The organism is Paraburkholderia sp. J12 (assembly GCF_905220215.1).
Lineage (GTDB): Bacteria > Pseudomonadota > Gammaproteobacteria > Burkholderiales > Burkholderiaceae > Paraburkholderia.
This window is the reverse complement of record NZ_CAJMZC010000006.1, coordinates 303081-327151: the sequence shown is the minus strand read 5'-3', so window position 1 is coordinate 327151 and position 24071 is coordinate 303081. Positions and strand designations below refer to the sequence as shown.

The window sequence follows — 24071 nt, the reverse complement described above, 5'->3', positions numbered from 1 at the left end:
TTGCGGCACGCTGCAGTAACGCGGGCGGACCGCTGCAAACGTCCGGCAATGGTGGCATGACGGCATCGCCCGTTGCGCCGATCCGTGCGCCAACACCGTTTCTCCAGGGTTCTCGTGGTCTACAGTAAGACCTGACGGGCCGCCATCCCCCGGCCCGCCCAGACCGCCCCCGCGAGGCCGCCCTTCCATGGATCACTACGTGATTTCCGCCATCGTGCTGACGCTCATTCTCGTGAGCGCGGCACTGGGATCCTACGTACGCCTCAAGTTGCCCGAGCATCATTTCGACGAAGCTTCGCTCGGCGCAATGCGCATTGCCGTAGGCCTCGTGGCGACACTCGCGGCGCTGGTGCTGAGCCTTCTGATCTCCTCGGGGAAGTCGTCGCTGGACCTCGTGAACACGGCCATCGAGCGCAATACCGTCGCCATGATCCGGCTGGACCGCACCCTGGCCGAGTTCGGCCCCGCGACCGACGACCTGCGCGCCCGGATCAAACAGGATTACGCACGCTGGACCACGTTCCTCTTTTCCGGCACGACGGGAAAAACCGCCGAGGCGGAATCGCGGGAAATGATCGCGAGCACCTACGACATTCAGGAGCGCATCTTCGCCCTCAAGCCGGCGAACGCCCTGCAGGAAAAACTGCAGGACCGCGCGCTCGAACTCTGGGACGACATCTTCGCCGGGCGCTGGCTCGCACTCGAACACAGAAAGGGCTTGATTCCGGCACCCCTGATCGCGATTCTCGTGGGCTGGCTGGTGGTGATCTTCGGCATATTCGGCTTCAGCGCGCCGCGAAACTGGAGCATGTGCGTCGTGTTTCTGCTGTGCTCGATCTCGGCCACCACGGCCGTCTACGTCGTGCTCGACATGGATACGCCGTTTCAAGGGATGGTCAATGCCTCGCGGGCGCCGATGAGCGAGGCGCTGCGGTTCATCGGCAAATAACGCGGGCCGGCCCCGGAGCCCAAGCCGGATACTCGGGATCAGGCCGGGCAAATCCTGCCAGCTACAGGCACAATACGGGCACAATACGGGAAAACACCGCTGCCGCCGCATCGCGTTCGACATTCGAACGGAATCGGTATCGCGCTGCCGCCATCCGCCCTCTCGTTGCCGTCATGACCCAGCCTGCCACTCATCGCGCGGCCCCTGCCGCGCGCGCGCCGAATTCGCCGCGCTTCCTGCTGTTCCTGATCTGCCTGTTCGCCTCCGCCGGGCAGATGGCCATCGACATCTACGTGCCGGCCCTGCCCGCCATGGCGCACGACTTCGCCACCTCGCCGCAGGCCATCCAGTCGAGCGTCTCGGGCTACATGGCGGCCTACGCGCTCGGCCAGCTCATGTTCGGCCCCATTGCCGACGCGCACGGCCGCAAGCCCGTGCTGGCGTTCGGCCTCGTCGTCTATACGGTGGGCTGCGTGCTCGCACTCTGCGCGCCCAATCTGGAGACGTTCATCCTCGCCCGCTGCCTGCAGGGCTTCGGCATCGCCACGACGAACCTGCTCGCCAAAGCCATCATCACCGACTCGTTCAAGGGCCAGGCGCTGATGCACATGTTCACCTATATGTCGATTGCATGGGGACTCGCGCCGATCATCGCGCCGGTCATCGGCGCGCATCTTCAGACGTGGTTCGGCTGGCAGGCCTGCCTCGTCTTCCTGCTCGTCTATTCGCTCGTGATGTGGGGCGCGCTGCTGCGCTACCGCGAAACGCTGCCGAAGCCGGTTCATCTCGAACTGCGCACGCTGATGACGAACGCGGCCAAGGTGCTTGCGAGCCCGGTGTTCCAGAGCTGCTTTCTCGCGCAGGGGCTGTGCTACAGCATCCTGCTCGTGTTCAACATCGTCGGGCCGTTCATGGTGCAAAGCACGCTGCATCTGCCGCCTACCTATTTCGGCTACCTCGCGCTCGGCGTGGGCATGGCGTATTTCCTCGGCGGCCTCTCGAACCGGGTGCATGGGCCGAAGCTGCCGAGCGCGGAAGAGCGCCTGCGTATCGGCGCGCGCCTGATGGCGCTGGCTTCGATCGTCATGCTGGTGCTGGCGCTCACGATCGGGCTGCGGGTCTGGACACTCGCGGCGCCGGTGATCGTGATGGGCTTTTGCGCGGGCGCGATGTACCCCACGTTCATGGCCAAGGGCAATTCGCTGTTTCCGCACATCGCGGGCCTGACGAGCGCGATTCTCGGGTGTGCGCTGCTGCTCGTCTCGTCCGCCATGATGGCTCTCGCCGGCTTTGTCTCGGTGCAGATCCTCGCGCCGCTCGCGGCGTTCTTCGTGATCGTCGCGTTCACGGTGGTCTGGATGGTGACGAAACTGCTGCGCCATCTGGCGCAGCTTCAAACGGGCGGCGCGGTCGTGCGCGATGGACGCGAGGTGGCGTAGGAGGATGGGCTTGCGGTTTCGATGGGCCCGCGGGGTAAGAGGCTAAGCCAGGAACCCGCGGATCGCCGCCGAAAACGCCGCGGGGTTTTCGATTGGCATGAGATGGCCGCAGCCTTTCAGCGTCGCGCTGCCGGCGGATTCGCTCAATGCCCAGTCCGGTACGTTCCATCCTGGGAGGGAGCGCTCGCCCGACAGCAGATACACGGGATGGTGCTGAAAAACCTCCCTCAACGCATCGAGGTAAGCCGCCCGCCCCGTGACGGCCACCACCGATTGCCCCATCGCGCGCAGTGTGGAAGCCGGTTGGTGGTCAAGCCAGCGCCGGGCGACGTCTCCCATGGTGGGTGCTGCGTCCGGAACGGCACCGCGCAGCCATTGAAGCGGATCTGCCTTGAAGCCCGCCAGCATGGTCTCTGCCTCGTCCGGTGTCATGCGGCCCACCGAGGCCGACCAGAACGCGTCGTCGAGCGTGAAGTTGCCTTCGACATTGACGACGCGACGCACGCGCTCGGGATAAGCGTGCGCGAACAGCATGGCAATCGCGCCGCCCACCGAATGACCGACAACGTCGACGGACTCTGTGCCGAATCGGCTCTGCAGAACTGTCGCGATATGCTCGACCTGTGCGGGCAGGGAAATCTGCGCGAACGGCGTCGAGCGATGCTCGCCATAGCCCAGCAAATCGGGAGCGACATAAGGCGCTTCGACCTCTCCTGCCTCGAACGTGCCGATAAAACCATGAATGAAAACAACGGGTGGACGGGTGCTCATGCCATCTGCTCTCTCAGTTGATCGGATCTTGTTGTGGTTCAGTCACTCGCGGCCGGTACTTCACTGGAGTTGATGGAAGATCGGCGATTCGCTATTTTTACTGCCGTGGCCGCATTGTGTCACCTCCCGCGAAGCGCCTTTTGAAACACGACGATGCTCATAGCCAATCTCTCGCGTCAAACCTTGACTCTCTTGCGCAACGGAACGCCCCTTCGCACCTGGCCGGTCTCCACCGCCAAAAACGGTCCGGGAGAGAAGATGGGCAGCGGCTGCACGCCACGCGGCCGCCATGTGATCCGCGCGAAGATCGGCACCGGTTGCCCGCTTGGTGCGATCTTCGTCGGACGCCGGGCGACCGGCGAAATCTATTCGCCCGAGCTCGCCCAGCAGTTTCCGGAGCGCGACTGGATGCTCACGCGTATTCTCTGGCTGTGCGGTTGCGAACCCGGCAAGAATCGCTGGGGCGAGGTCGATACGATGCGGCGTTACGTCTATATTCATGGCTGCCCCGATACCGAGCCGATGGGTGTCCCCGCCTCCTACGGCTGCATCCGGATGCGCAATACGGACGTCGCGGAGTTATTCGATCTGGTCGAACCCGGCACGCCTGTCCTGATTGAACAATGACAACGGCTTTCGAAGCTTCGATCCTGCCCACTCGGCGGCTGCACCTCGAACCGCTGACGGAAGATCACGCAGCAAAAATGTTCGACGGACGGCAGGATCCCGTGGCCTACCGCCATATTCCCGAGAACCCGCCCGGCAGCCTTGAAGAACTGACCGCCCGATATCGGAGACTCGAGCCTCGCCGCTCGCCGGACGGCGAAGAGGCCTGGCTGAACTGGGCGTTAATCGATCCCAACGGCGAGCCGCACGGCTATCTCCAGGCGACGGTTCAACTGGCGTCGAAAGAAGCGTGGATTGCCTACTTCGTCTTTCCGTCGAGCCAACGCCGGGGCTATGCAAGCGAAGCGCTCTACGCGCTCTTGCCGGCACTGCGCGATGCGTACGGGATTCAACGCTTCAATGCCGAAATCGATACGCGCAACGTGGCGTCTATCCGGCTGGTGGAATCGCTCGGCTTCGTACTCGTCGAGCACGTCAAAAACGCCGACGAGTTCAAAGGTTCGACGAGCGACGAGTTTCACTACGCGCTTGCGGGTCTGCCTCGCTGCCCGCCGCAATGCCGTTCCAACGGGCAATGAATTCCGCGAGATATCGCCGTGCGCCGCTCGAGGCCCGGTGACGGCCAGGGAAAGCGCGGCGGGTCGAGCCTCCCGTGCCGTCGACATCAGTGGGCCCTGGAAAGCGGCGCCGCGTTACCAACGGGCGAAGCCGGATTCTCGCTCAAAAGCAGCCGTTCCAGCCGCCGCACCGCAGAAGCATAGGTTCGGGTCGACACCGAAGCGAGCTGTGCATCGTGAATTGCCAATATCCTGGCCAATACCGGCCGATCCGGTTCGTCCACCCGCCACACATCCGTTTCGGCGGCACGCCGTGCCGCAAGGTCGAGCGTGGCCTCCGCGGCGCGGAACGCGTCGAGATCCTCGCAGGCGCCCTCTGCCTCGCAAATCAGATAGCTGAGATACAGCACGCGGCTCATCCGGTTGAGCAGGTCCCGGTTTCCCGCGTTCCTGCAACAAGCTTCCAGCGCAAGATGGTTTGCGAGAGAAACCTCATTCACGAAGCTTCGAGGCACAGGAAGATGATCGAACCTCGAGAGGTCCGCCCTTGCCGTTCGCGGCGTTTTACGTCCTCGCATCACGTCGCTCAAGCGCGAAACTCGTCGCGAAGCGCCCGATACAGCCGCCGGTAACGCGCCAGCCGTTCCTGGAGCACAGCCCCCGTCGCTGTCGACGGTTCGTATCGCCGGACCACTGGCGGTGCCACGCACACCGCATCGAGCGCTTCGCCGGTGCGGGCCAAACGCGCGAGTCGCCCCGCCCCCAGCGCGGCACCCACGTCGCTGCCTTCGTGAAGGTTGAGCGGAAAACCGAGCGCCGTCGCACAGAGCCGCCCCCAGAACGCGCTTCGCGAGCCGCCGCCAATGAACGACGCCGCTTCGAGCACCGTGCCGGCGCCCCGAAGCGCCGCATACCCATCGGCCATCGCGAACGCCACGCCCTCCATCACGCTGTACGCGAATTCCGCCGCGCCGTGCGATGCGCTCATGCCATAAAAAACGCCCTTCGCTTCGGCGTCGTTGTGCGGCGTCCGCTCGCCATTCAGATAGGGCAGAAATACGGGGGCTGTCGCGCTCTCTCCGCCCGGCGCCATCTCCACCAGTTCGGCGACGCCGACTTTCAACACGCGCGACAACCATTGCAGACTCGCGGCCGCGGAAAGGATCACGCTCATCTGATGCCATTGCTCCGGCACGCAATGGCAAAACGCATGCACCGCTTGTGCCTGGTTCGGCGCATAACGCGCGGTGGCGGCGAAGAGCACGCCAGAAGTGCCCAGCGAGAGAAAAGCATCGCCCGTCTTCGCGACACCGATGCCCACTGCGCTCGCCGCATTGTCCCCGGCACCGCCGCAGACCACCACGCGCCCATCGATGCCCCATTCGCGCCGCAGTTCGTCGCGCAACTCCGCGGCCGCCTCGCTCCCCTCGACAAGCCGGGGCATATTCTCGCGAGAGAGGCCCGTTGCCTCCAGCATGCGATCCGACCAGTCGCGCTTGCCGACATCGAGCCACAGCGTGCCCGACGCGTCCGACATGTCGGAGACGAATTCGCCGGTCAGACGCCACGCGATATAGTCCTTCGGCAACAAGACTTTCTGCACGGACCCGAACACGGCCGGCTCGTACTTCGAGAGCCACAGCAGCTTCGGCGCCGTAAAACCGGGCATCGCGAGATTGCCGGTAATCGCGCGCGACTCGGGCACGAGTGCTTCGAGTTCGACGCATTCGGCGTACGCGCGCGTGTCGTTCCAGAGAATCGCGGGGCGCAGCACGTTGCCCCCGCGGTCGAGCAGCGTCGCGCCATGCATCTGCCCAGACAGACCGATGCCGCGCAAACCGGCAAACACGCGCGGTTGCGCGTTGCGGATGGCGCCGATCGCATCGAGCGTCGCCAGCCACCAGTCCTGCGGACTCTGCTCCGACCAGTGAGGATGGGGATTGTCCACCCGCAGCGCGACGCCGGCGCTGGCCAGCACGTGCGATTCGTCGTCGGTCAGGACTGCCTTGACTTCCGAAGTGCCGAGATCAATGCCGAGATAACTCAAAATGCGATCCTGTTGTTGGGCGCGCAACCATCCGCCCAGGTTTGCGACGCGCTCAGGCCGCCGCCCGGTGCTCGTGCGGCGAAGGCTCGTTCAGCCGATGCAGCGCGCGAAATTTCGATGGCGGAATGCCTTTCTGCGCGAGGAATTGCCGGTTGAAATTCGACACATTGTTAAAGCCTACGCGATAGCAGATATCGGTCACGCCCAGGTTCGTGCACATCAGCAATTCGCAGGCTTCGTTCAGGCGCAGCCGATTCTGGTACTGCACGAACGTGCAACCGGTGTGCCGCTTGAAAAACCGTGTGAAAGTCCCGACGCTCATTCCGGACAACTCCGCCACGTCGACTTCGCGCAAATTGCCCGCCAGGTTCTGCTGGATGTACGAAAGCACCTGATTGATCGTCGAAGACATATAGCGCTGCGCGTCGACGTCGTAGGCGGGTCCCGCCAGCATCTTCCGGTCGGCGCAGTTCGTCATCTGGTCGAGTATCGTCATGAGCAGCCCGACACGGCGCGCACCGTGCGCGCTGCAGAGTTCTTCGATGAGCGGTGCGATCGCAAGACCCAGGCGGTCGGGAAACTGGATGCCTCGCGAGGCCTGGTCGATCAGCGTCAATACGGGACCGAGCTCCGCGAACGCGGACACCATGCGCTGCACGGCTTCGCGCGAGAACTGCAGCACGAGATCGCGCGACGGCACCGTGACCGCGTTGCCGCCGTCGCTGACCCAGTTGTGCGGCAGGTTCGGCCCCGTCAGGACGAGATTGCCCGGAGCGAAGTCGCCAATGTAGTCGCCGACGAAATACTTGCCGGTCGACTCACGAATGATGTGAATTTCGTACTCCGGATGAAAATGCCATTTCGCGACCGTGTGCGGGTAGTCGTGCACCCAGGCGCGAAACGATTCGTCCTGCCGGGTGTGAACCAGTTCGAGATCCGGGTTCATGCGTTGTCTCCTTCACGTGCCGCGACTCTTTCTTCTAGATGGCGCCCTGGTGCACTCCCGCCTTCGCCATCGGGCGTGCGGCCGGCGTGCGTAACGGCGGGTCTGCCGTATCGTACTGCAGTTCGAGCGCGAGGTTTTCCTCCGTCTTCGTGTCGAAGACGTGCAGATCCTGCATGCCGAACTCCAGCGTCACGCTCGCGCCCGGCGCCGGCAGGCGTGCCGACGGCACCAGCGCCGCCAGCCGCTCTCCCGCGCACTCCACGGTCACGAGCGCCTCCGCGCCGAGCACCTCCACGAGTTCCACCGTGCCCCGCAGCGCAAGCGCTCCGGGCGGGCTCGCGCCCTCGGTCAGACCCACGTAGTTCGGGCGGATCGCGAGCCTGACCGCCTGAGCGTCCTGCAATCTCCCGAAACGCGGGCCGTGCAGCGGCCAGGCTTCGCCCTTGACGCGCACCGAAAGCGCCTCGCCGCTGCGCTCGACGACGCCGTCGATGAAGTTCATCGCCGGCGTGCCGATGAAACCCGCCGCAAACAACGTGCGCGGACGCCGGTACAGCTCGGTCGGCGTGCCTTCCTGCTCGATCCGGCCGCCGCGCATCAGAATCACGCGGTCCGCCAGCGTCATCGCTTCGAGTTGATCGTGCGTGACGTAGACCGTCGTCGTTTTCAGGCGTTGATGCAGGCGCTTGATGTCGGTGCGCAGTTGCGCGCGCAGCTTCGCATCGAGGTTCGACAGCGGCTCGTCGAACAGGAATACCGCAGGCGTCTTGATCATCGCGCGCGCGATCGCGGCGCGCTGCTGCTGTCCGCCCGACATCGCGCGTGGCTTGCGTTCGAGCAGCGCGTCGAGATTGAGCATCGCCGCCACTTCGCGCACGCGCCGGTCGATCTCGTCTTTCGGCGTGTGCAGGCGACGCAGCCCGAACGCAATGTTGTCGTACACGCTCATATGCGGGTAAAGCGCGTAGTTCTGAAACACCATCGCGACATTGCGCTCGCGCGCGGGTACGGCATTGACCACGGCGTCGCCGATCATCAGATCACCGCCGCTGATCTCCTCGAGCCCCGCGATCATGCGCAGCATCGTAGACTTGCCGCAACCCGACGGCCCCAGCAGTACGACGAATTCGCCTTCGTCGATCTGCAGGTCGAGCGGGTGCAGCACCGGCGCGCCGCCGTCGTATTGCTTGGACAGCGCCTTGCAAGTGATATTCGCCATGGCTTTAGTCCATTTCGATCTGGATCTTGACGTCCTCGGGGCGCCCCGCGGCCGCCTCCTCGAACGCCTTCACACCCTGCGAGAACGCGAACTTTCGCGAGATGAACGGATTGACGTCGATCGCCCCCGAACTGATCAGCGCCAGCGCGCGCGGGAAAATATTGGCGTAGCGGAATACGGACTCCAGCCGCACTTCCTTCGCCTGCATCGCCACCACGTCCAGCGCGACGGGCGCGGCCGGCATGCCCACGAGCACCGCGCAGCCGCCGGGGCAGACGAGGTCGAGCAACGTGCCGAACACAGCCGCGTTGCCCGATGCCTCGAACACCACGTCGGCGCCCCAGTCCTGCGTCACCTGGCGCACGACATCGACGAGCGATTGCTCCGCCGCATGCACGGTGACGACGGCCGGGTGGTTGGCGAAATGCGCGAGCTTTTCCTTCACCACGTCCGCGAGGATCACGCGCGACGCGCCACCCGCGAGCGCCGCCAGCGTGGTCATCGCGCCGATGGTGCCGGCGCCGATCACGACGGCCACGTCTCCCGGCTTCATGGCTGCCTTCTTGGCCGCCTGCAGCCCAATCGAGAGCGGCTCGACGATCGCGCCTTCCGCGAACGTCACGTTGTCGGGCAGGCGATAGGTGAACGATGCGGGATGCACGACATAAGGCGTGAGGCAGCCGTGAATGGGCGGGGTCGCCCAGAAGCGCACCGCGGGGTCGAGATTGTAGAGGCCGCGCATCGTGGCGGGCGAGTCGAACTGCGGCACGCCCGGCTCCATGCAGACCCGGTCGCCGACGCTCAGGTGGCTCACCTCCGCCCCCGTTTCCACGATGGTTCCCGACGCTTCGTGCCCGAGCACCATCGGCTGTTCGACCTTGAATGGCCCAATGCGGCCGTGAGTGAAGTAATGAACGTCGCTGCCGCATACGCCGACTGTATGGATGCGGATCTTGACGTCGCGCGGACCGACCGTCAGCGGCAGATCGATATCGCGCAGGCTCAGGCGGCGCGCCTCTTCGAGTACAAGTGCCTTCAAAACAATCTCCTCACTTTCCTTTTAGCATTGAGTTCAGCAGGCGGCTCAGCACGCCTACGAAAATGATGGGCGGGATGGCCAGCAGCACCGTCGATGCGTTGATGACGCCCCACGGCACCTCCTGCCCGAGCGACGTAAAGGCGGATGCCACGACCGGCAGCGTCGCGCTGCGCGACGACGTCAGGGCGAGCGCGATCATCAGTTCGTTCCAGACCAGCACGAAGCTGAACACGATCCCGCCGATGAGTGTGCTGCCGCAGGTCGGCAGCGCGATGCGCCAGAACACCGCGTAAGGCCCATAGCCGTCCAGCGTCGCTGCCTCCTCGATCTCGCGCGGCATGCGCTGAAAGACGGGAATCGAGAGCCACGTGATGGTCGAAAGCGTAGTCAGCAGGTACGTGACGATCATCGAGAGCCGCGTGTCGTAAAGCCCGAGGTCGATCCAGATCGCGATCAGCGGAATCGCCACTGCGACCGGCGGCAAAAAACGCAGCGAGAGCAGGAAGAACTGGATGTCGCGCTTGCCCGGCACGTGAAAGCGTGCGATCACGTAGGCCGCCGGCACGCCGAGCACGGTGCCCAGCACGACCGCGGTACCGACGATCGCGGCGCTGTTTTCCAGCGCGATCAGCACTTCCGGGCTCGAAATGACCTGGCGGTAGTTATCGAGCGTCGGCGTGAAGAGGAAACGCGGCGCGGGCGTCACGATGTCGAGCAGGTGCTTGAGCGAGTTGAGCACGGCCCAGAAGATCGGAAACGCCGCGAGCAGCACGAGGGCAACGCCCGGCAACAGAATCGTGCTGCGGGAAATCAGTCTTCCCATTTGTTCACCCGCTTCCAGATAAAGGTAAAAATCAACGTCGTCGCGACCATCATCAGCACGGCCATGCTCGATGCGTACGAAACCTTCCCCGAGAGGCCGATTCCTTGCGAATACGCGTACATGTCCAGTGTTTCGGTGGAGACACCCGGACCGCCTTTGGTCATCACGTAGATCAGGTCGAACGAACGCAGCGACTCGACCATCTTGATGAAGACGAGACTCATGATCGGCATTCGCAGCATGGGCAACGCGATGTAGCCATAGACCTGCCACGTCTTCGCATAATCGAGCCGCGCGGCTTCGAGCGGCTCGGGCGGCAGCGTCTCCAGCAGCTTGAGCACCACCACCGCGAAGAAGAGCCCCCATTGCCAGATGTCGACCAGCGCGACGGCATAGAGCGCAACGCCCGGATCGGAGAGGAACGCCGTATCGGGCACGCCGCAGAGACCCAGCAGCCAGCTCAGGATGCCGTTCAGCGGCGAATACATGAACTTCCAGATGAACGCGGCCGAAACGCGCGGCAACAGCACCGGCACGATCAGCAGCACGCCGATCAGGTTGCGCAGCCGGCCGTGCACATGCTCGAACAGGTAGATCGCAATCACGACGCCAACCGCAACCGCGCCGACCACCGTGACGAACTCCCAGATCGCGGAGACTTCGATCGAGTTGATGAAGCGCCGGTCCGCGGCAAGGCGCACGAAGTTGCGGAGCCACACGTACTGACTATCCGGATAGGTCAGCACGCGGTTGCGCAACGCGAGATTGATCGCCGCAATGGTCGGCACCAGTCCCAGCAGCGCCATCACGGCAAGCGGCGGCGCCAGGAACACGAAGGGAAGACTTGTTTTACCGCGATTGAACATTGCGCACTCCGGCGGCCATCGGGATGGGAGCGCGGGTACGCGCTCCGGCAGACGTCTTACTTGCGCGCATGTTCCATCGCGTCCTGTGCGTACTGGACCGAGTCGTTCAACGCGCCCTGAATGTCCGTCTGCGTGCCGGTGAAGATTTCCTCGAGCGCGATGCCGAGGTTATCGCCAATGTCGGGCCATTGCGCCGTGCGCCAGAACGTGACCTCCGAGACCGGTCCCGTATCCTTGAGACCGGCCAGTATCTGCGGCTTCACGTGCTTCTGGAAATAGTCGCTCTGAACCGTGCTCGTGCGGTTGTAGTCGCTGAACACGTTCGCGCGCAGACGGGCCTGCTCCTGCTCCTTGCTGGTCGCCCACGCGATGAACTTGCCCGCGGCCTGGCGCGTGCAATCGTCTTTCGCGCCCACCGCGGAAATCGCGAGGCCGTGGCCGTAAGCGGCCGACGGCAGCGGTGCGGGCGGCCGCGCGTAGCCCACCTTGTCGACTACGGTCGACTTGGTGGGGTCTTCCATCCAGTCGGCAAACGGCGTCGATTCGATCATGAACGCGACCTTGCCGGAACGGAACGCTTCGAGCGCATTGCTCCAGTCGTAGGTGGTGGAGCCCGGCGGCGCGTAGCGGAAGAGATCGGTGTAGAGTTGCGTCGCTTTCACGGCGGACGGCGAATTGAAGTCGGGTTGTCCGGACTTGTCGGTCCACGTGCCGCCTTCGCCGAGCATGAACGGCGCCCAGCGCCAGACGTTCATGCCCGAGCCGCGCTGGCCGCGCGCGACCCAGCCGTACAGGTTCGGCGGCGCGTTCAGCTTCTTGATGTCGGCCACCAGTTCGTCGAGCGTGCGCGGCACGGGCATGTGCGCTTTTTCGAGGATGTCACGGCGATAGAACAGGAAGTCGGATCCGCCGATCAGCGGTGCGAAATAGGCAACGCCCTTGTAGCTCGCGACGGCTCGGCGCGCCGGCAGGAAGTCGTCGTAGTCGGCGTCTTTCGGGTAATACTTGAGCAGCGGAACGAGCCAGCCGGCCTGCGCGAATTCGGAGACGTTGGCTTCGTCGACGTAGTAGATCTGGTACGAGCCCGCGCCCGTCGAGGCGTCGAGCCGCGATTTGGCGCGCCGGTCGCTTTCGCCGAAGTAGCTGATCTCGATCTTCGTGCCGCTCTGCTTTTCGTAGTCCGGCAGCGACTTCTCCATCACGGTCAGGCCGAGCGTCTTTTGCGCCAGCACCTTGATGACGGGCACATTGCACGATTGTGCGTAGGACAGGACGGGCAGGGTTACGCCAAGCAGCGCGCACAGCGCGGAATAATGAAACCTGTTCACAACTGTCTCCTGGTCATTTTGATTGGCATCGTCGCTGTCGGGCGGATCGGGTGGACCTCGGCTGGATCCCGCCAGACAGCGTATGCACAGTACCATCGGGGTCATCGCCGCTTCCACGCCAAAACGGCGTCGCCATTGATACTTTTTTCTCAGCATGGGTAGGGGGTGGCGGAAATTTGTATCGCCGCGATGAATCATCTGGACGCGTCGCCCCGCTCGCAACGGCCGTATCGATCTGCCCTCGAGGCCGCACAAGAAGGCAATTTGTAATAAAGGAGCGGCGCATTGCACGCCCGCTCGGCACGGGAATATCCCCAGTCCGCCCAACCAAAAAAATTCGTCCCGCCACACAATATTCCGCAACCTGAATCGTCAACACAGGTATGGAACCGCCGCTCATCCCGACCCAGCCGAGTCCGCAGGACCGCGAAATCGCCACCGCCGTGGCGCGCGAGCGCCCGCGGCTGCGCAATTTCATCCGGCGCCGGGTCATCGATCAGGACGAAGCCGAGGACATTCTTCAAGACGTCTTCGAAGAGCTGGTCGAGGCTTACCGGCTGCCGGACTCCATCGAGCAGGTCGGCGCTTGGCTGTTTCGCGTAGCGAAGAACCGGATCGTCGACCGCTTTCGCAAACGCAAGGAAGAACCGCTGCCCGAGGCCGCGGAGACCGACGACGACTATCGCCTCGATCTCGAGCTGCCCTCGGCCGATGCCGGGCCGGAGGCCGCGTATGCGCGCACGGCGCTGCTCGACGCGCTGCGCGCCGCGCTCGACGAGATGCCCGCGAACCAGCGCGAGATTTTCATTGCCCACGAACTCGATGGGCAAAGCTTCAAGGAAATGGCCGAGGCCACGGGAACCAGCATCAACACCTTGCTGGCCCGCAAACGGTACGCCGTGCTGCATCTGCGCGAGCGCCTGCAACCGGTGTACGACGGATTCGAGATTTGAAACGAAGGAGCTGCCAATGAGGTATCGCCGTTTTTTCTTCTTCAAGGCGCTGATGGTGATCGCGTTCATCGCCGTACTGGGCCTGATCGTCATGCGGCTGTGGAACTGGGTCATTCCCGATCTCGTGAGCGGGGCGCATGCCATCGACTACCCGCGCGCAATCGGCCTGCTGGTGCTCAGCCGGATCCTGTTCGGCGGATTCCGCGGACATGGCCGCTGCCGCGAGCACAAACCCTGGCACCGCTGGCAACGCATGACGCAGGCAGAGCGCGACCAGCTGCGCAACATGGCGTCGCCCGCGTCCCGCCCGAACCCGGAGGCCGGAGCATGACGCGCAACGCTACCGCTGCCTGCAAGCAGCCGCCCGGCGTGATCGCGCCGTCCGTCGATTTCACGCGCTGCGAAGGCAAAGCCGACTGCGCCGTCGTGTGTCCCGAGAACGTGTTCGAGATCCGCCGCATCGACGCAGAGGACTACGAAAAGCTCGGGCTCATGAACCGCTTCAAGCTGCGCGTGCACGGCATGAAAGTCGCCTATGCGCCCAACGCGCAGGCGTGCCGCGCCTGCGGCCTGTGCGTTGCCGCGTGCCCCGAGCACGCCATCACGCTCGCCCGAACAGGCTGACCGCGGCTCGCGCCGGAAGCGCCACGCCGCGCCCCCAGCCGCACTCTATGGAGTCCACGAAATGACCATGCTCAGCCCCCACGAACTGTCCACCCTGATGCTGGTGCGCAGCGCGCCCGATCAGCTCGACATGACACGCATCGAACTCGATACCTTGCTGGAATGCCAGCTGATTTCGCTGGAGACGCGCTTCGGCGAACGCCGTCGTCCGACGCTCACGCCGGCGGGCGTATCCCTGCTGGATGCCGCCGCGCGACTCACGCGCCGGCGCGGCCGCGAAGAGGCCGCGTGGGGCGAGGAGCATTTCGCCTGACGATCAACGGCTGCTGCGCCGGCGAACGCCGTGCGCGTCGCGGCACTGGCACAATTACTGCGTTTCGGTCCCCTCGCGACTCCTCATGTCCACCCCAGCCTCTTCGTCGCCGCGCATCGCCACCCGTGTCGGCACCCGCGTCGGTCCGCTTTTCGGCCTGCTGCCCTTCCTGCGTCCTTATGCCGGACGCTGGGCGCTCGCGTTCCTCGCGCTCGTCACGTCGGCCGGCGCGACGCTCGCACTGCCGGTGGCGTTCAAATACCTGATCGACCGCGGCTTCGCCAGCGGCGATCGCACACACATCGACCGCTATTTCCTTGCGCTGTTCGTCGTGTCGCTGATACTGGCCGCTGCCACGGCGCTACGCTTCTATCTGGTCTCGTCGCTGGGCGAGCGGGTGACGGCGGATTTGCGGCGCGCGGTCTACGACCATGTGATGCGGATGAGTCCGCAGTTCTTCGAAACCACTCAGACGGGCGAAGTGCTGTCCCGGCTCACCACCGACACCACGCTGATCCAGACCGTGGTCGGCACGAGCCTTTCGCTGGGCTTGCGCAACTTCTTCCTCATGACCGGCGGCGTAGCCATGCTGGTGGCGACCAGCCCCGTGCTGTCCGGCTACATCATCGCCACGCTGATCGTGGTGGTCGCGCCGGTCGTCATCTTCGGGCGGCGCGTGCGGCGGCTGTCGCGCGCCAGCCAGGACAAGGTGGCCAACGCGAGTGCGCTGGCGGGCGAAGTGCTCAATGCCATGCCCACCGTGCAGTCGTACACGCAGGAATCCTTCGAAGCGCGGCGCTTCGGCGGCGCAGTGGAACAGGCTTTCGAAACGGCGCTTACGCGCATCCGCGCGCGCGCCTGGCTGACCGCCGTAGTGATCGTGCTGGTGTTCGCGGCCATCGTCTTCGTGCTATGGCTCGGCGCACAGGCCGTGCTGGCCGGTCGCATGACCGGCGGCCAACTGTCCCAGTTCATCCTCTACGCGGTCTTCACGGCCGGCGCCGTCGGCGCGGTGGCCGAGGTATGGGGCGACCTGCAACGGGCGGCGGGCGCCACCGAACGGCTCCTGCAATTGCTGGCCGCACGCTCGCCCGTGATCGAAGCCGAAACCACCGTGCCGCTGCCGGCTCGTGGCGGCGGTATCCGTTTCGAGAACGTGAGCTTCTCCTATCCCTCCCGGCCCGGCATTGCGGCCCTCTCGGGCCTCTCGCTGGACGTGCGCGAAGGCGAGCACGTCGCGCTGGTGGGGCCTTCGGGCGCCGGCAAGACCACCCTGTTTCAGCTGCTGTTGCGCTTTTACGACCCGAATAGCGGCCGCATCCTGGTGAACGGCGTTCCCACGCAGCAGGTGCCGCTCGCCGAATTGCGCCAGGCGATCGGCGTCGTGCTGCAGGAATCGGTGATCTTTTCGGGCAGCGTGCTCGACAACATCCGCTACGGCATGCCCGACGCCACGCTCGAGCAGGTGCAGCGCGCCGCCGGGATGGCCGCCGCGGCAGGTTTCATCGACGCGCTGCCCGAAGGCTACGACACGTTTCTGGGCGAGCGGGGCGTGCGGCTCTCCGGAGGCCAGCGCCAGCGCATCGCCATTGCGCGCGCGATCCTCAAGAATCCGCCCATTCTGCTGCTCGACGAAGCCACCAGCGCGCTCGATGCCGCCAGCGAGCAACTCGTGCAAAAAGCGCTCGATAACGCCGCGCAGAACCGCACCACGCTGGTCATCGCGCACCGCCTCGCCACCGTGCAGCAAGCCGATCGTATCGTCGTGCTGGAACACGGACGCATCGTCGCGCAGGGCCGTCACGCCGAGCTGCTCCACACTTCGCCGCTCTATGCCCAGCTCGCGGCGTTGCAGTTCGGAGAGCCGCAGGGGCAGGTCGTGGAGCCCTGAGCGGCGGAAAGTGTGCGGGCGACCGGAGAAGGCAGCGCATCGAGGTATGAATCGAGGTATGAAAATTGCGCAGCGGTGTTCCGGTTCGCCCTGACCGGAAAAGGTACACCCCATGACCACCCCCACACCCGCTGCCCCCACCCCGCCGAAATCCGTTCCGCCGCCCCGGGACCCGCATCTGCGCGAGATGGCCAACTGTATCCGCTTCCTCACGCTGGATGCGGTGCAAAAAGCCAATAGCGGCCACCCCGGCGCGCCGCTGGGAATGGCCGATATCGCCACGGTGCTGTTCAAGGATTTCATGCAGTTCGACGCGGCGGCGCCCCATTGGCTCGATCGCGACCGCTTCGTGCTCTCCAACGGGCACGCTTCGATGCTGCTCTACAGCCTGCTCTATCTGACCGGCTACGCGGACATGACGCTCGACGAGCTGAAACGCTTCCGGCAGGTCGGCAGCAAAACGCCCGGTCATCCCGAGTACGGCCATGCCGAGGGCATCGAGCTCACCACCGGCCCGCTGGGGCAAGGCATCGCGGAATCGGTGGGCATGGCGCTGGCCGAACGCATCCTGAACGCGCAATTCGGCGACGATCTGGTGAATCACTACACCTATGTCTTCCTCGGCGACGGTTGCCTGATGGAGGGCATCAGCGAGGAAGCCATTTCGCTCGCCGGACACCTGAAACTGGGGCGGTTGATCGCGTTCTGGGACAACAATGCCATTTCGATCGACGGGGCAACGAGCCTCGCTGTTTCGGACAACGAAATAGAACGCTTTCGTGCGTCGCAATGGCAGGTTCTGGAAATCGACGGCCACGACACGGACGCGATACGCCAGGCCATCGAAACCGCTCGCGCAACCGGGGACCGTCCCACTCTGATTGCCTGCAAAACGATCATCGGCTTCGGCATGCCGACCCGAGCGGGCACGCAAAAGGCCCACAGCGACGCACCGGGCGAAGAAGAGATTGCCGGTGCACGCAAAATCCTCAACTGGGATTCGCCCCCCTTCGATATCCCCGACCCGCTGCTGAAAGCATGGCGCGAAGTCGGCGAGCGGGGCCGCGCAGCGCGGCTGGACTGGGACGGGCGCGTGAAAGCCGCGCCGCCGGCGCTGCGCGCCGAGTTCGAGCGGCGTAATGCCGGCAAGCTGCCCGCTAACTGGAGATCGGCCATCACGGCGGCGCGGGAAGCGTTCCTCGCGAGCCATGACGACATGGCCACGCGCAAGGCCAGCGGCGAAGTGATCGACCATCTCTTCGATGCGATCCCCGAGTTGCTGGGCGGCTCCGCCGATCTCACGCCGTCGAACAACACGAAAGCGAAGCATCAGGTCGAGATCAAGCCGGGCCAATACGCGGGTTCCTATATCCACTACGGCGTGCGCGAGCACGGCATGGCGGCAGCCATGAACGGCATTGCGCTGCACGGCGGGCTGATCCCCTATGGCGGCACGTTTCTTTGCTTCTCGGATTACTGCCGCCCCGCCATCCGGCTAGCCGCGATGATGCGGGTGCGCACGATCTTCGTCATGACACACGATTCGATCGGTCTTGGCGAAGACGGGCCCACGCACCAGCCCGTCGAACAGCTTGCCGCGCTGCGCGCGATTCCCCATCTGGCCGTGTATCGGCCGGGGGACGCGATCGAAACAGCCGAGTGCTGGGAGCTGATCCTCGAGCAGCCGCGCCGCGCGGCACTGCTCGCGCTCTCGCGCCAGCCGTTGCCGCTGCTGCGCAAGGAGCCGGGCAGCGAGAACCGCTCGGCGCGCGGCGCCTATATCCTGCTGGATGCCGAGGGCGGTCCGCGCAGGCTTACATTGCTTGCCACCGGATCGGAGCTGCAACTCGCCGTCAAGGCGCGCGACATTATGCAGAGCGAAGGCGTGCCGACCGCCGTGGTCTCGATGCCTTGCCGCCTGCTGTTCGAAGAGCAGGATTCCACGTACCGGCAGGCCATCCTCGGCGAGTCGCCTGCGAGAGTGGCCGTGGAGGCCGCGGTCGAGCTGGGTTGGGACCGGTACCTCGGCCCGCAAGGCCAATTCGTCGGCATGCACGGCTTCGGCGAGTCCGGCAAGATTCAGGACGTCTATGCCAGATTCGACATCACCGCGGACGCGGTAGTGCGCGCCGCTCGCGAGGTTCTGCGCAACGTCGAAGCACATTGAAAGACATTCGCGCACGGCATTTTGTCTGACCGCTCGATAGCGCATGGAGGTCGTTTCAGAAGTTCTTCCGCCCCGGGCGCGCTGATGGGGCTGCTGCGCGCGTACAGGCACTCCGGCAGCGCCTGAAGGCCACCGCAGCCCCTTGCGCCGGCAGCGCGCATTTGTCGCGTCATTCTTCACGCAAATGTCGTTAGCGCCCTGGCGATGCACTCCCTTACAACTGCCTTTCGTCCGCCGGCCCGAGCCGGCGGCAAGTCCGTGTTTTCACCGCCTCTTACTGCGTTGGTGGATCGCATCCGAACCGATATCATGCACTTGTTCAGGGTGCCGGACACCCGGTTCCCGCACCGGTTTCCCTATAAGACCCGTAGACCTCACTCGCAAGGAAAAACGGATGGAGGAAAAGCTGGAAAGCCTGTCGCAGACGGTCGCGACGGCAAATAGCCTGGAAGCGCTCACCCGGCCGCTGCTCGAAATGCTCGAAGTCGTCACCGGACTCGAATCGACCTACCTGACGTCCATCGACCAGGAAAAGGCGGTCCAGTCGATCTGCCTTGCGCGCAATACCGGCGAGCTGCTGATTCCGGAAGGGCTGACCGTTCCCTGGTCCGACACGCTGTGCAAGCGCTGTCTCGAACAGGACCTGCGGGTCGTTCCCAACGTCTCCGAAGTGTGGGGCGACTCCCAGGCGGCCGCCGCCCTGGGAATCCAGACCTATGCGAGCGCGCCGGTTCGCGCGAGCAACGGCGAAGTGATCGGCACGCTGTGCGCCGCCGGCAAGACGAGCCGCCGGCTCGGGCCCCGCGCCCGCAGCGCGCTCAATCTGTTTTCCAAACTGATTGCGCAACATATCGAGCGGGAAGAACTGCTCGGCGAACTGCGTCGTTCGAACGAATTTCTCACCCGCTATTCGCTCACCGATTCGCTGACCGAACTGCCGAATCGCCGGGCGCTCCACGACGAATTGGGCCGCCTGCTGGCGAGAGCCGCGCGCGACGGCTCATACGTGCTGGTCGGCATGTTCGACCTCGACGGATTCAAGCAGATCAACGACCAGCATGGGCACATCGCGGGCGACCAGTTGCTCAAGCAATGCGCGGGACGACTCGCCGGCATGATCCGCGATACCGACATGCTTGCCCGCGTGGGCGGCGACGAATTCGCTTTCGTCGGCCCCGGGCCCGTCGACGAGCACGAGGCGCACCTCGCGGCATCGGAGCTCGCCGCCCGTGCGGCCGCGGTCACAGCGGGCGCGTATCGCCTTCGCGAAACCCAGCTGCACTATCCCGGCGCGAGTGCCGGCATTGTCGCGGTGCGCTTCATGTCGGTGGATCAGGCACTCGGCGTGGCCGACGCCGCCATGTACGACGTGAAGCGCGAGCGCCGGCATACGCGGAGCGAAACGGGGGCGGCAATCCAGAAGCGTTAGCATCGGCCTTGCACGGAGGCGCGACCAGGAGCGCCGGACGCTTCCGGCCACCAAGCCCCGTCCCGATCAGATCGATCCGGCAGACTTCGCCGTATGTCCAGACCGGATTGATGGGCGAGCAGCAGGCAAACGATCCCAACGCCATGCCGCTCGCGGCATTCATGCAAAGCAGTTCGCCGGGCTGAACGGCCATTTCGCGGCGAAGTAGAAACACAACGCAGGGCGCGACGAGTCGTCGTTACTGCTTCGGCAATCGAGGGACACTTTTTATCAGCAGATCTTCGATGTCGATGCCCTTCTCCGCGAGCAGCTTCGAGACCACGCCGGTCAACTCGCCCAGCGTTTCCTTGACCGAGTCCCGTATCGTATCCACGACAACCTGCGTGCTACGTTCGATCTCGATGTTGACCTTGTCGCCGGCGACCTTGGCGTCGAAGGTGGTCGCGCGCCGCGTCTCGGGAATCAGCCAGATTTCAAACCAGCCTTCGTCCCGATTGATCTCCGAAACCGTGAGGCTGCAGCCATTGATCGCGATATAGCCCTTCGGGAAGACGTACCGGCGAAAATCGGCCGGTATACCGATCCGGATCATCTTGTTATGTTCGGACAACGAAATAGTTTCGATCGTGCCGGTGAAATCGACATGGCCGGAGAGCGGATGCCCGCCGATCTCCGCGCCGTCCTTTGCCGCACGCTCGACATTGACCTTCGCGCCTTCGGTCAGGTCCGCCAGGGTGGTGATCCTCAGGCTCTGCAACATCACGTCGAAGTCGACGAGCACGGCCGAACGGATCGTCGTCACGGTCAGGCAGACTCCGTCGACCGAGACACTGGCACCGATTTCGATACCCGCGGTGAATCCCTCGGGGAATTCGATGCTGAACGTCCTCAGTTCCGCATGGTCTTCGATGGCCTTGATGACGCCGACACCTTGAACAATTCCCGTAAACATATGTGCCTCTTCAGCAGTTTCCAGGCCGATATGATACGTGAGGTCCGTGGGTGCGCGGTTTCGGGCCAACATGCCCGTGCCGCGCCGGCCAGTGGATTTCAAAATCCCTACAAACGGGTATGACCTACGCGGCCTGGGCGGGAAGCAGCGCTGCCTTGACGGCAGTGATCAGCGTGATCCGGTTCGAGGAATCGCTCAATACCGTCAAGGCCATGGGTTTGTGCATGGCCATATCCGGCATTGTCTTGCTGAATTTCAGCAGTAATGGTGCATGAACAGGCGGCCGGGTTTCGGCAAACAACCCGGCCGGCGATTTCACCCGTCTGAGACTTACCCCAGCGCCCGCAAGTCCGTATCCACTTTCTCAAGCACTTCCTGCGAGACGAGCCCATCGGAGAATTTCGCCGCAGTCGCCAGCGACATGCCAAGCGCCATACCGATCAGCGGATGCGAAGCAATGCCGGGCAAGTGCTTCTCGACGACGGCCTTCGCGCTATCGCTTTCCAGAAGATCACGTACGGTAGAGTCGATCGAATAAGACATGATGGTTTTCCTTGGTCTGTTGTTGAAGTAAGTCGGCAAGCACGGCGACATGGCCTTTCGAGGCTAGGCCTTGTAGGCCGGCAGAAACTGCGCAAGCCGTGCGCCCATTTGCGCACCCAGGGCCTGCAAAGCGTTGAACGGCCGGATCATGACCTCGAACTCCACGATACGGCCTTCCTCGTCGAAGCGGATCATGTCGACGCCTTTGAGCTGCTTGTCCTCCACCGCGGCGCTGAATTCCAGCACGACATTCAGGCCATCGTCACTGCTGAACTGGCGATGATAGGTGAAGTCGCGAAAGAGGGTCACGACCGTCCGCAAGGCCATCAACAACGCCGCAGCCGGCGCATAGGGCTTGAATGCCATGGGTGAACGGAAGACCGCATCGGGGTGCACGATGGTGCTCAGCGCGCTGAGATCCCCGGATGCCACCATGGAATGCCACTTTTCGAGGGAGCGCGCGACCGCGGGATGAACATTGAAGGTTGACTGGCTCATGGAAACTCCGTTCTCCGAACAAAGCAATCATCAAAGCGAGACAGCGAGCGTGGTGCCCTGATAAATGGCACGCTTGGCGTCCAGTTCGGCGGCCTCGTCTGCACCGCCGATCACGTGCACGACGCGGCCGGCGGCCTGCAACTGGTCGGCCAGCTCGCGCAAGGGTTCCTGTCCGGCACAGATCACCACGTTGTCCACGGGCAGGGTTCGCGGCTCTCCGTCGATCGTCACGTGCAACCCGTCCTCATCGACGCGCCGGTAGTCGACCGAGGAAACCATCTCCACGCCCCGCGCCTTGAGTGCCGTGCGATGAATCCAGCCCGTGGTTTTCCCAAGTCGCTCGCCCACCTTCGACTTCTTGCGTTGCAGGAGATGCAGATGGCGCGCGGGCGTCTCCAGGTGCGGCTGGCGCAAACCGCCCCGCTCCGCATAGGCCGTATCCACGCCCCATTCGGCGAAGAACTTCGCGGGGTCGAGACTGGCGCTTTCGCCCTCGTGCAACAGATACTCGGCTACGTCGAAACCAATGCCGCCGGCGCCCACGATGGCCACGTCACGCCCCACGGCCTGGCCGTCGCGCAGCACGTCAAGATAACCCAGCACCTTCGGATGGTTCGCGCCTTCGATCTTCGGATCGCGCGGCACGACGCCGGTCGCAATGACGACTTCGTCGAACGCCCCCTGCATCAGAAGCTCCGCCGTGGCACGCGTATTGAGGCGAAGCTCCACGCCGTTGAGTTCGATCTGGCGACGGAAATAGCGCAACGTCTCCTCGAATTCCTCCTTGCCGGGCACCTTCTTCGCAATGTTGAACTGTCCGCCGATTTCCGGGCCGGCCTCGAACAGCGTCACCGCGTGGCCGCGCCCCGCTGCCGTCACGGCGCAGGCCAGTCCCGCCGGGCCCGCGCCCACCACGGCAACCCGCTTTCGCTGTTGCGCCGGCTGTACGACGATCTGCGTTTCGTGGCAGGCGCGCGGATTGACCAGACAGGACGTGACTTTGCCGGCGAACGTATGGTCGAGGCATGCCTGATTGCAGCCAATGCACGTATTGATTTCGTCGGCGCGGCCTTCGCGGGCTTTGCGCACGAAGGCCGCGTCGGCCAGGAACGGGCGCGCCATCGACACCATGTCGCACACGCCACCGGCAAGCAGTTGTTCCGCGAGTTCGGGCGTGTTGATACGGTTGGTGGCGACAAGCGGTATCGACACCTTGCCCATCAGCCGCTGCGTCACCCAGGTATAAGCGCCGCGCGGCACCTTCGTGGCAATGGTGGGTATGCGTGCCTCGTGCCAGCCGATGCCCGTGTTGATGATCGTCGCGCCAGCCTGCTCGACGGCCTGCGCGAGCTGAATGACTTCCTCCAGCGTCGAGCCGCCTTCCACGAGGTCGAGCATGGAGAGACGGTAGATGATGATGAAGTCGCGGCCCACGCGCTCCCGAATGCGGCGCACGATCTCCACCGGAAAGCGGATACGGTTCTCGTAGCTGCCGCCCCAACGATCGCTGCGATGGTTCGTGCGCGAAACGATGAACTCGTTGATGAGGTAGCCCTCCGAGCCCATGATTTCCACGCCGTCGTAGCCCGCATGCTGCGCGAGCGCCGCGCAGCGAACGTAGTCGTCGACAGTCTGCTCGACCTCTTCGTCGGTCAGTTCGTGCGGCACGAAAGGGTTGATCGGCGCCTGCAGCGCACTCGGCGCCACCAGTTTCGGCTGATACGAATAGCGCCCGAAATGCAGGATCTGCATGGCGATCTTGCCGCCTTCCGCGTGGACGGCCTGCGTAATCAGCCGGTGCTGGTCGGCTTCGGCCTCCGTGGTCAACATGGCGCCGCCGTGCATGGGACGCGCGCGTTCGTTGGGAGCAATGCCCCCGGTCACGATCAGGCCCACCTCTCCCCGCGCGCGCTCCGCGTAGAAGGCCGCCATGCGCTCGAAGCCGTTCGGCACCTCTTCGAGGCCGACGTGCATGGAGCCCATCAGGACGCGGTTTCGCAGGGTGGTGAAGCCGAGATCGAGCGGGCGCAGCAGATTCGGATAGTGTTCCATGATGTTTATGAAACCAGTTGCATAGAGGGTGACGTCAT

At 64.3% G+C, this 24071-nt stretch carries 25 protein-coding genes; 12 read left to right on the top strand and 13 right to left on the bottom strand.

The features are described 5' to 3' along the window. Positions 1-187: 187 nt before the first annotated feature. The gene (locus U5760_RS16480; RefSeq protein ID WP_322013216.1) at positions 188-949 is read left to right on the top strand and encodes a hypothetical protein; all 762 of its coding nucleotides are present in this window, start codon (positions 188-190) and stop codon (positions 947-949) included. 173 nt (positions 950-1122) lie between these two features. Next, positions 1123-2388, top strand: a complete 1266-nt coding sequence (locus U5760_RS16475) for a multidrug effflux MFS transporter (protein WP_322013215.1) — start codon at positions 1123-1125, stop codon at positions 2386-2388. A 42-nt stretch (positions 2389-2430) separates the two neighbouring features. Here the strand turns inward: U5760_RS16475 and U5760_RS16470 are convergent, their stop codons facing one another. Then, the gene (locus tag U5760_RS16470; RefSeq protein ID WP_322013213.1) at positions 2431-3159 is read right to left on the bottom strand and encodes an alpha/beta hydrolase; all 729 of its coding nucleotides are present in this window, start codon (positions 3157-3159) and stop codon (positions 2431-2433) included. Positions 3160-3312: 153 nt separating this feature from the next. On the opposite strand from U5760_RS16470, the gene U5760_RS16465 reads away from it, so the two are divergent. Both U5760_RS16465 and U5760_RS16460 read left to right on the top strand, forming a co-directional pair. Further along, on the top strand, positions 3313-3786 hold the full coding sequence (locus tag U5760_RS16465) for a L,D-transpeptidase (protein ID WP_322013212.1): 474 nt from the start codon (positions 3313-3315) through the stop codon (positions 3784-3786). Further along, complete coding sequence (locus U5760_RS16460; protein WP_322013211.1) at positions 3783-4364, top strand: GNAT family protein; 582 nt, start codon at positions 3783-3785, stop codon at positions 4362-4364. Before U5760_RS16465 ends, U5760_RS16460 begins: the two co-directional genes overlap by 4 nt. A gap of 86 nt (positions 4365-4450) precedes the next feature. Here U5760_RS16460 and U5760_RS16455 read toward each other — a convergent pair whose 3' ends face one another. From U5760_RS16455 to U5760_RS16420, 8 genes are read right to left on the bottom strand one after another with little or no spacing between them, the layout of a single operon-like run. After that, positions 4451-4933, bottom strand: coding sequence for a hypothetical protein (locus tag U5760_RS16455; RefSeq protein WP_322013210.1), 483 nt, complete (start codon positions 4931-4933; stop codon positions 4451-4453). After that, positions 4930-6390 carry a xylulokinase gene (xylB, locus tag U5760_RS16450; RefSeq protein ID WP_322013209.1) on the bottom strand — a complete coding sequence of 487 codons (1461 nt, stop codon included), beginning with the start codon at positions 6388-6390 and terminating at the stop codon, positions 4930-4932. Before xylB ends, U5760_RS16455 begins: the two co-directional genes overlap by 4 nt. 52 nt (positions 6391-6442) lie before the next feature. Further along, positions 6443-7336: an AraC family transcriptional regulator gene (locus tag U5760_RS16445; protein ID WP_322013208.1), complete on the bottom strand. Its 894-nt coding sequence runs from the start codon at positions 7334-7336 to the stop codon at positions 6443-6445. A 34-nt stretch (positions 7337-7370) separates the two neighbouring features. Beyond that, complete coding sequence (locus U5760_RS16440) at positions 7371-8555, bottom strand: sn-glycerol-3-phosphate ABC transporter ATP-binding protein UgpC (protein ID WP_322013207.1); 1185 nt, start codon at positions 8553-8555, stop codon at positions 7371-7373. 4 nt (positions 8556-8559) lie between these two features. After that, entirely contained in the window at positions 8560-9594 is a 1035-nt protein-coding gene (locus U5760_RS16435) for an NAD(P)-dependent alcohol dehydrogenase (protein ID WP_322013206.1), read from the bottom strand. Between the two features lie 10 nt (positions 9595-9604). Next, positions 9605-10417, bottom strand: coding sequence for a carbohydrate ABC transporter permease (locus U5760_RS16430; RefSeq protein ID WP_322013205.1), 813 nt, complete (start codon positions 10415-10417; stop codon positions 9605-9607). Continuing rightward, positions 10405-11283 (bottom strand): sugar ABC transporter permease, encoded by an 879-nt coding sequence (locus tag U5760_RS16425; protein WP_322013203.1) that lies wholly within the window; start codon positions 11281-11283, stop codon positions 10405-10407. Before U5760_RS16425 ends, U5760_RS16430 begins: the two co-directional genes overlap by 13 nt. Before the next feature lie 56 nt (positions 11284-11339). After that, a complete protein-coding gene (locus U5760_RS16420) occupies positions 11340-12611 on the bottom strand; it encodes a sugar ABC transporter substrate-binding protein (protein ID WP_322013201.1) in 1272 nt (423 codons plus the stop codon). A 383-nt stretch (positions 12612-12994) separates the two neighbouring features. On the opposite strand from U5760_RS16420, the gene U5760_RS16415 reads away from it, so the two are divergent. The 7 genes from U5760_RS16415 (at position 12995) to U5760_RS16385 (ending at position 19988) form a co-directional block, all read left to right on the top strand. After that, positions 12995-13564, top strand: a complete 570-nt coding sequence (locus tag U5760_RS16415; RefSeq protein ID WP_322013199.1) for a sigma-70 family RNA polymerase sigma factor — start codon at positions 12995-12997, stop codon at positions 13562-13564. Between the two features lie 16 nt (positions 13565-13580). Continuing rightward, on the top strand, positions 13581-13895 hold the full coding sequence (locus U5760_RS16410; protein WP_322013198.1) for a hypothetical protein: 315 nt from the start codon (positions 13581-13583) through the stop codon (positions 13893-13895). Further along, entirely contained in the window at positions 13892-14188 is a 297-nt protein-coding gene (locus tag U5760_RS16405) for a 4Fe-4S dicluster domain-containing protein (protein ID WP_322013197.1), read from the top strand. The genes U5760_RS16410 and U5760_RS16405 overlap by 4 nt, the downstream gene beginning before the upstream one ends. Positions 14189-14255: 67 nt before the next feature. Further along, on the top strand, positions 14256-14501 hold the full coding sequence (locus tag U5760_RS16400; RefSeq protein ID WP_322013263.1) for a hypothetical protein: 246 nt from the start codon (positions 14256-14258) through the stop codon (positions 14499-14501). 85 nt (positions 14502-14586) lie between these two features. After that, positions 14587-16392, top strand: a complete 1806-nt coding sequence (locus tag U5760_RS16395) for an ABC transporter transmembrane domain-containing protein (RefSeq protein WP_322013195.1) — start codon at positions 14587-14589, stop codon at positions 16390-16392. 112 nt (positions 16393-16504) lie between these two features. Beyond that, complete coding sequence (gene tkt, locus U5760_RS16390; protein ID WP_322013193.1) at positions 16505-18559, top strand: transketolase; 2055 nt, start codon at positions 16505-16507, stop codon at positions 18557-18559. 394 nt (positions 18560-18953) lie between these two features. Beyond that, positions 18954-19988 (top strand): diguanylate cyclase domain-containing protein, encoded by a 1035-nt coding sequence (locus tag U5760_RS16385; protein ID WP_322013192.1) that lies wholly within the window; start codon positions 18954-18956, stop codon positions 19986-19988. 238 nt (positions 19989-20226) lie between these two features. Here U5760_RS16385 and U5760_RS16380 read toward each other — a convergent pair whose 3' ends face one another. Next, positions 20227-20940 carry a riboflavin synthase subunit alpha gene (locus U5760_RS16380; protein WP_322013262.1) on the bottom strand — a complete coding sequence of 238 codons (714 nt, stop codon included), beginning with the start codon at positions 20938-20940 and terminating at the stop codon, positions 20227-20229. A gap of 119 nt (positions 20941-21059) precedes the next feature. Here U5760_RS16380 and U5760_RS16375 point away from each other — a divergent pair, with 119 nt between their 5' ends. Continuing rightward, positions 21060-21215, top strand: coding sequence for a hypothetical protein (locus U5760_RS16375; protein WP_415914110.1), 156 nt, complete (start codon positions 21060-21062; stop codon positions 21213-21215). A 55-nt stretch (positions 21216-21270) separates the two neighbouring features. Here U5760_RS16375 and U5760_RS16370 read toward each other — a convergent pair whose 3' ends face one another. The 3 genes from U5760_RS16370 to U5760_RS16360 form a co-directional block, all read right to left on the bottom strand. Continuing rightward, complete coding sequence (locus U5760_RS16370; RefSeq protein ID WP_322013189.1) at positions 21271-21483, bottom strand: hypothetical protein; 213 nt, start codon at positions 21481-21483, stop codon at positions 21271-21273. A 63-nt stretch (positions 21484-21546) separates the two neighbouring features. After that, positions 21547-21981 (bottom strand): nuclear transport factor 2 family protein, encoded by a 435-nt coding sequence (locus U5760_RS16365; protein ID WP_322013187.1) that lies wholly within the window; start codon positions 21979-21981, stop codon positions 21547-21549. Positions 21982-22011: 30 nt separating this feature from the next. Beyond that, positions 22012-24033 carry an NADPH-dependent 2,4-dienoyl-CoA reductase gene (locus U5760_RS16360; protein ID WP_322013185.1) on the bottom strand — a complete coding sequence of 674 codons (2022 nt, stop codon included), beginning with the start codon at positions 24031-24033 and terminating at the stop codon, positions 22012-22014. Between the last annotated feature and the right edge of the window lie 38 nt (positions 24034-24071).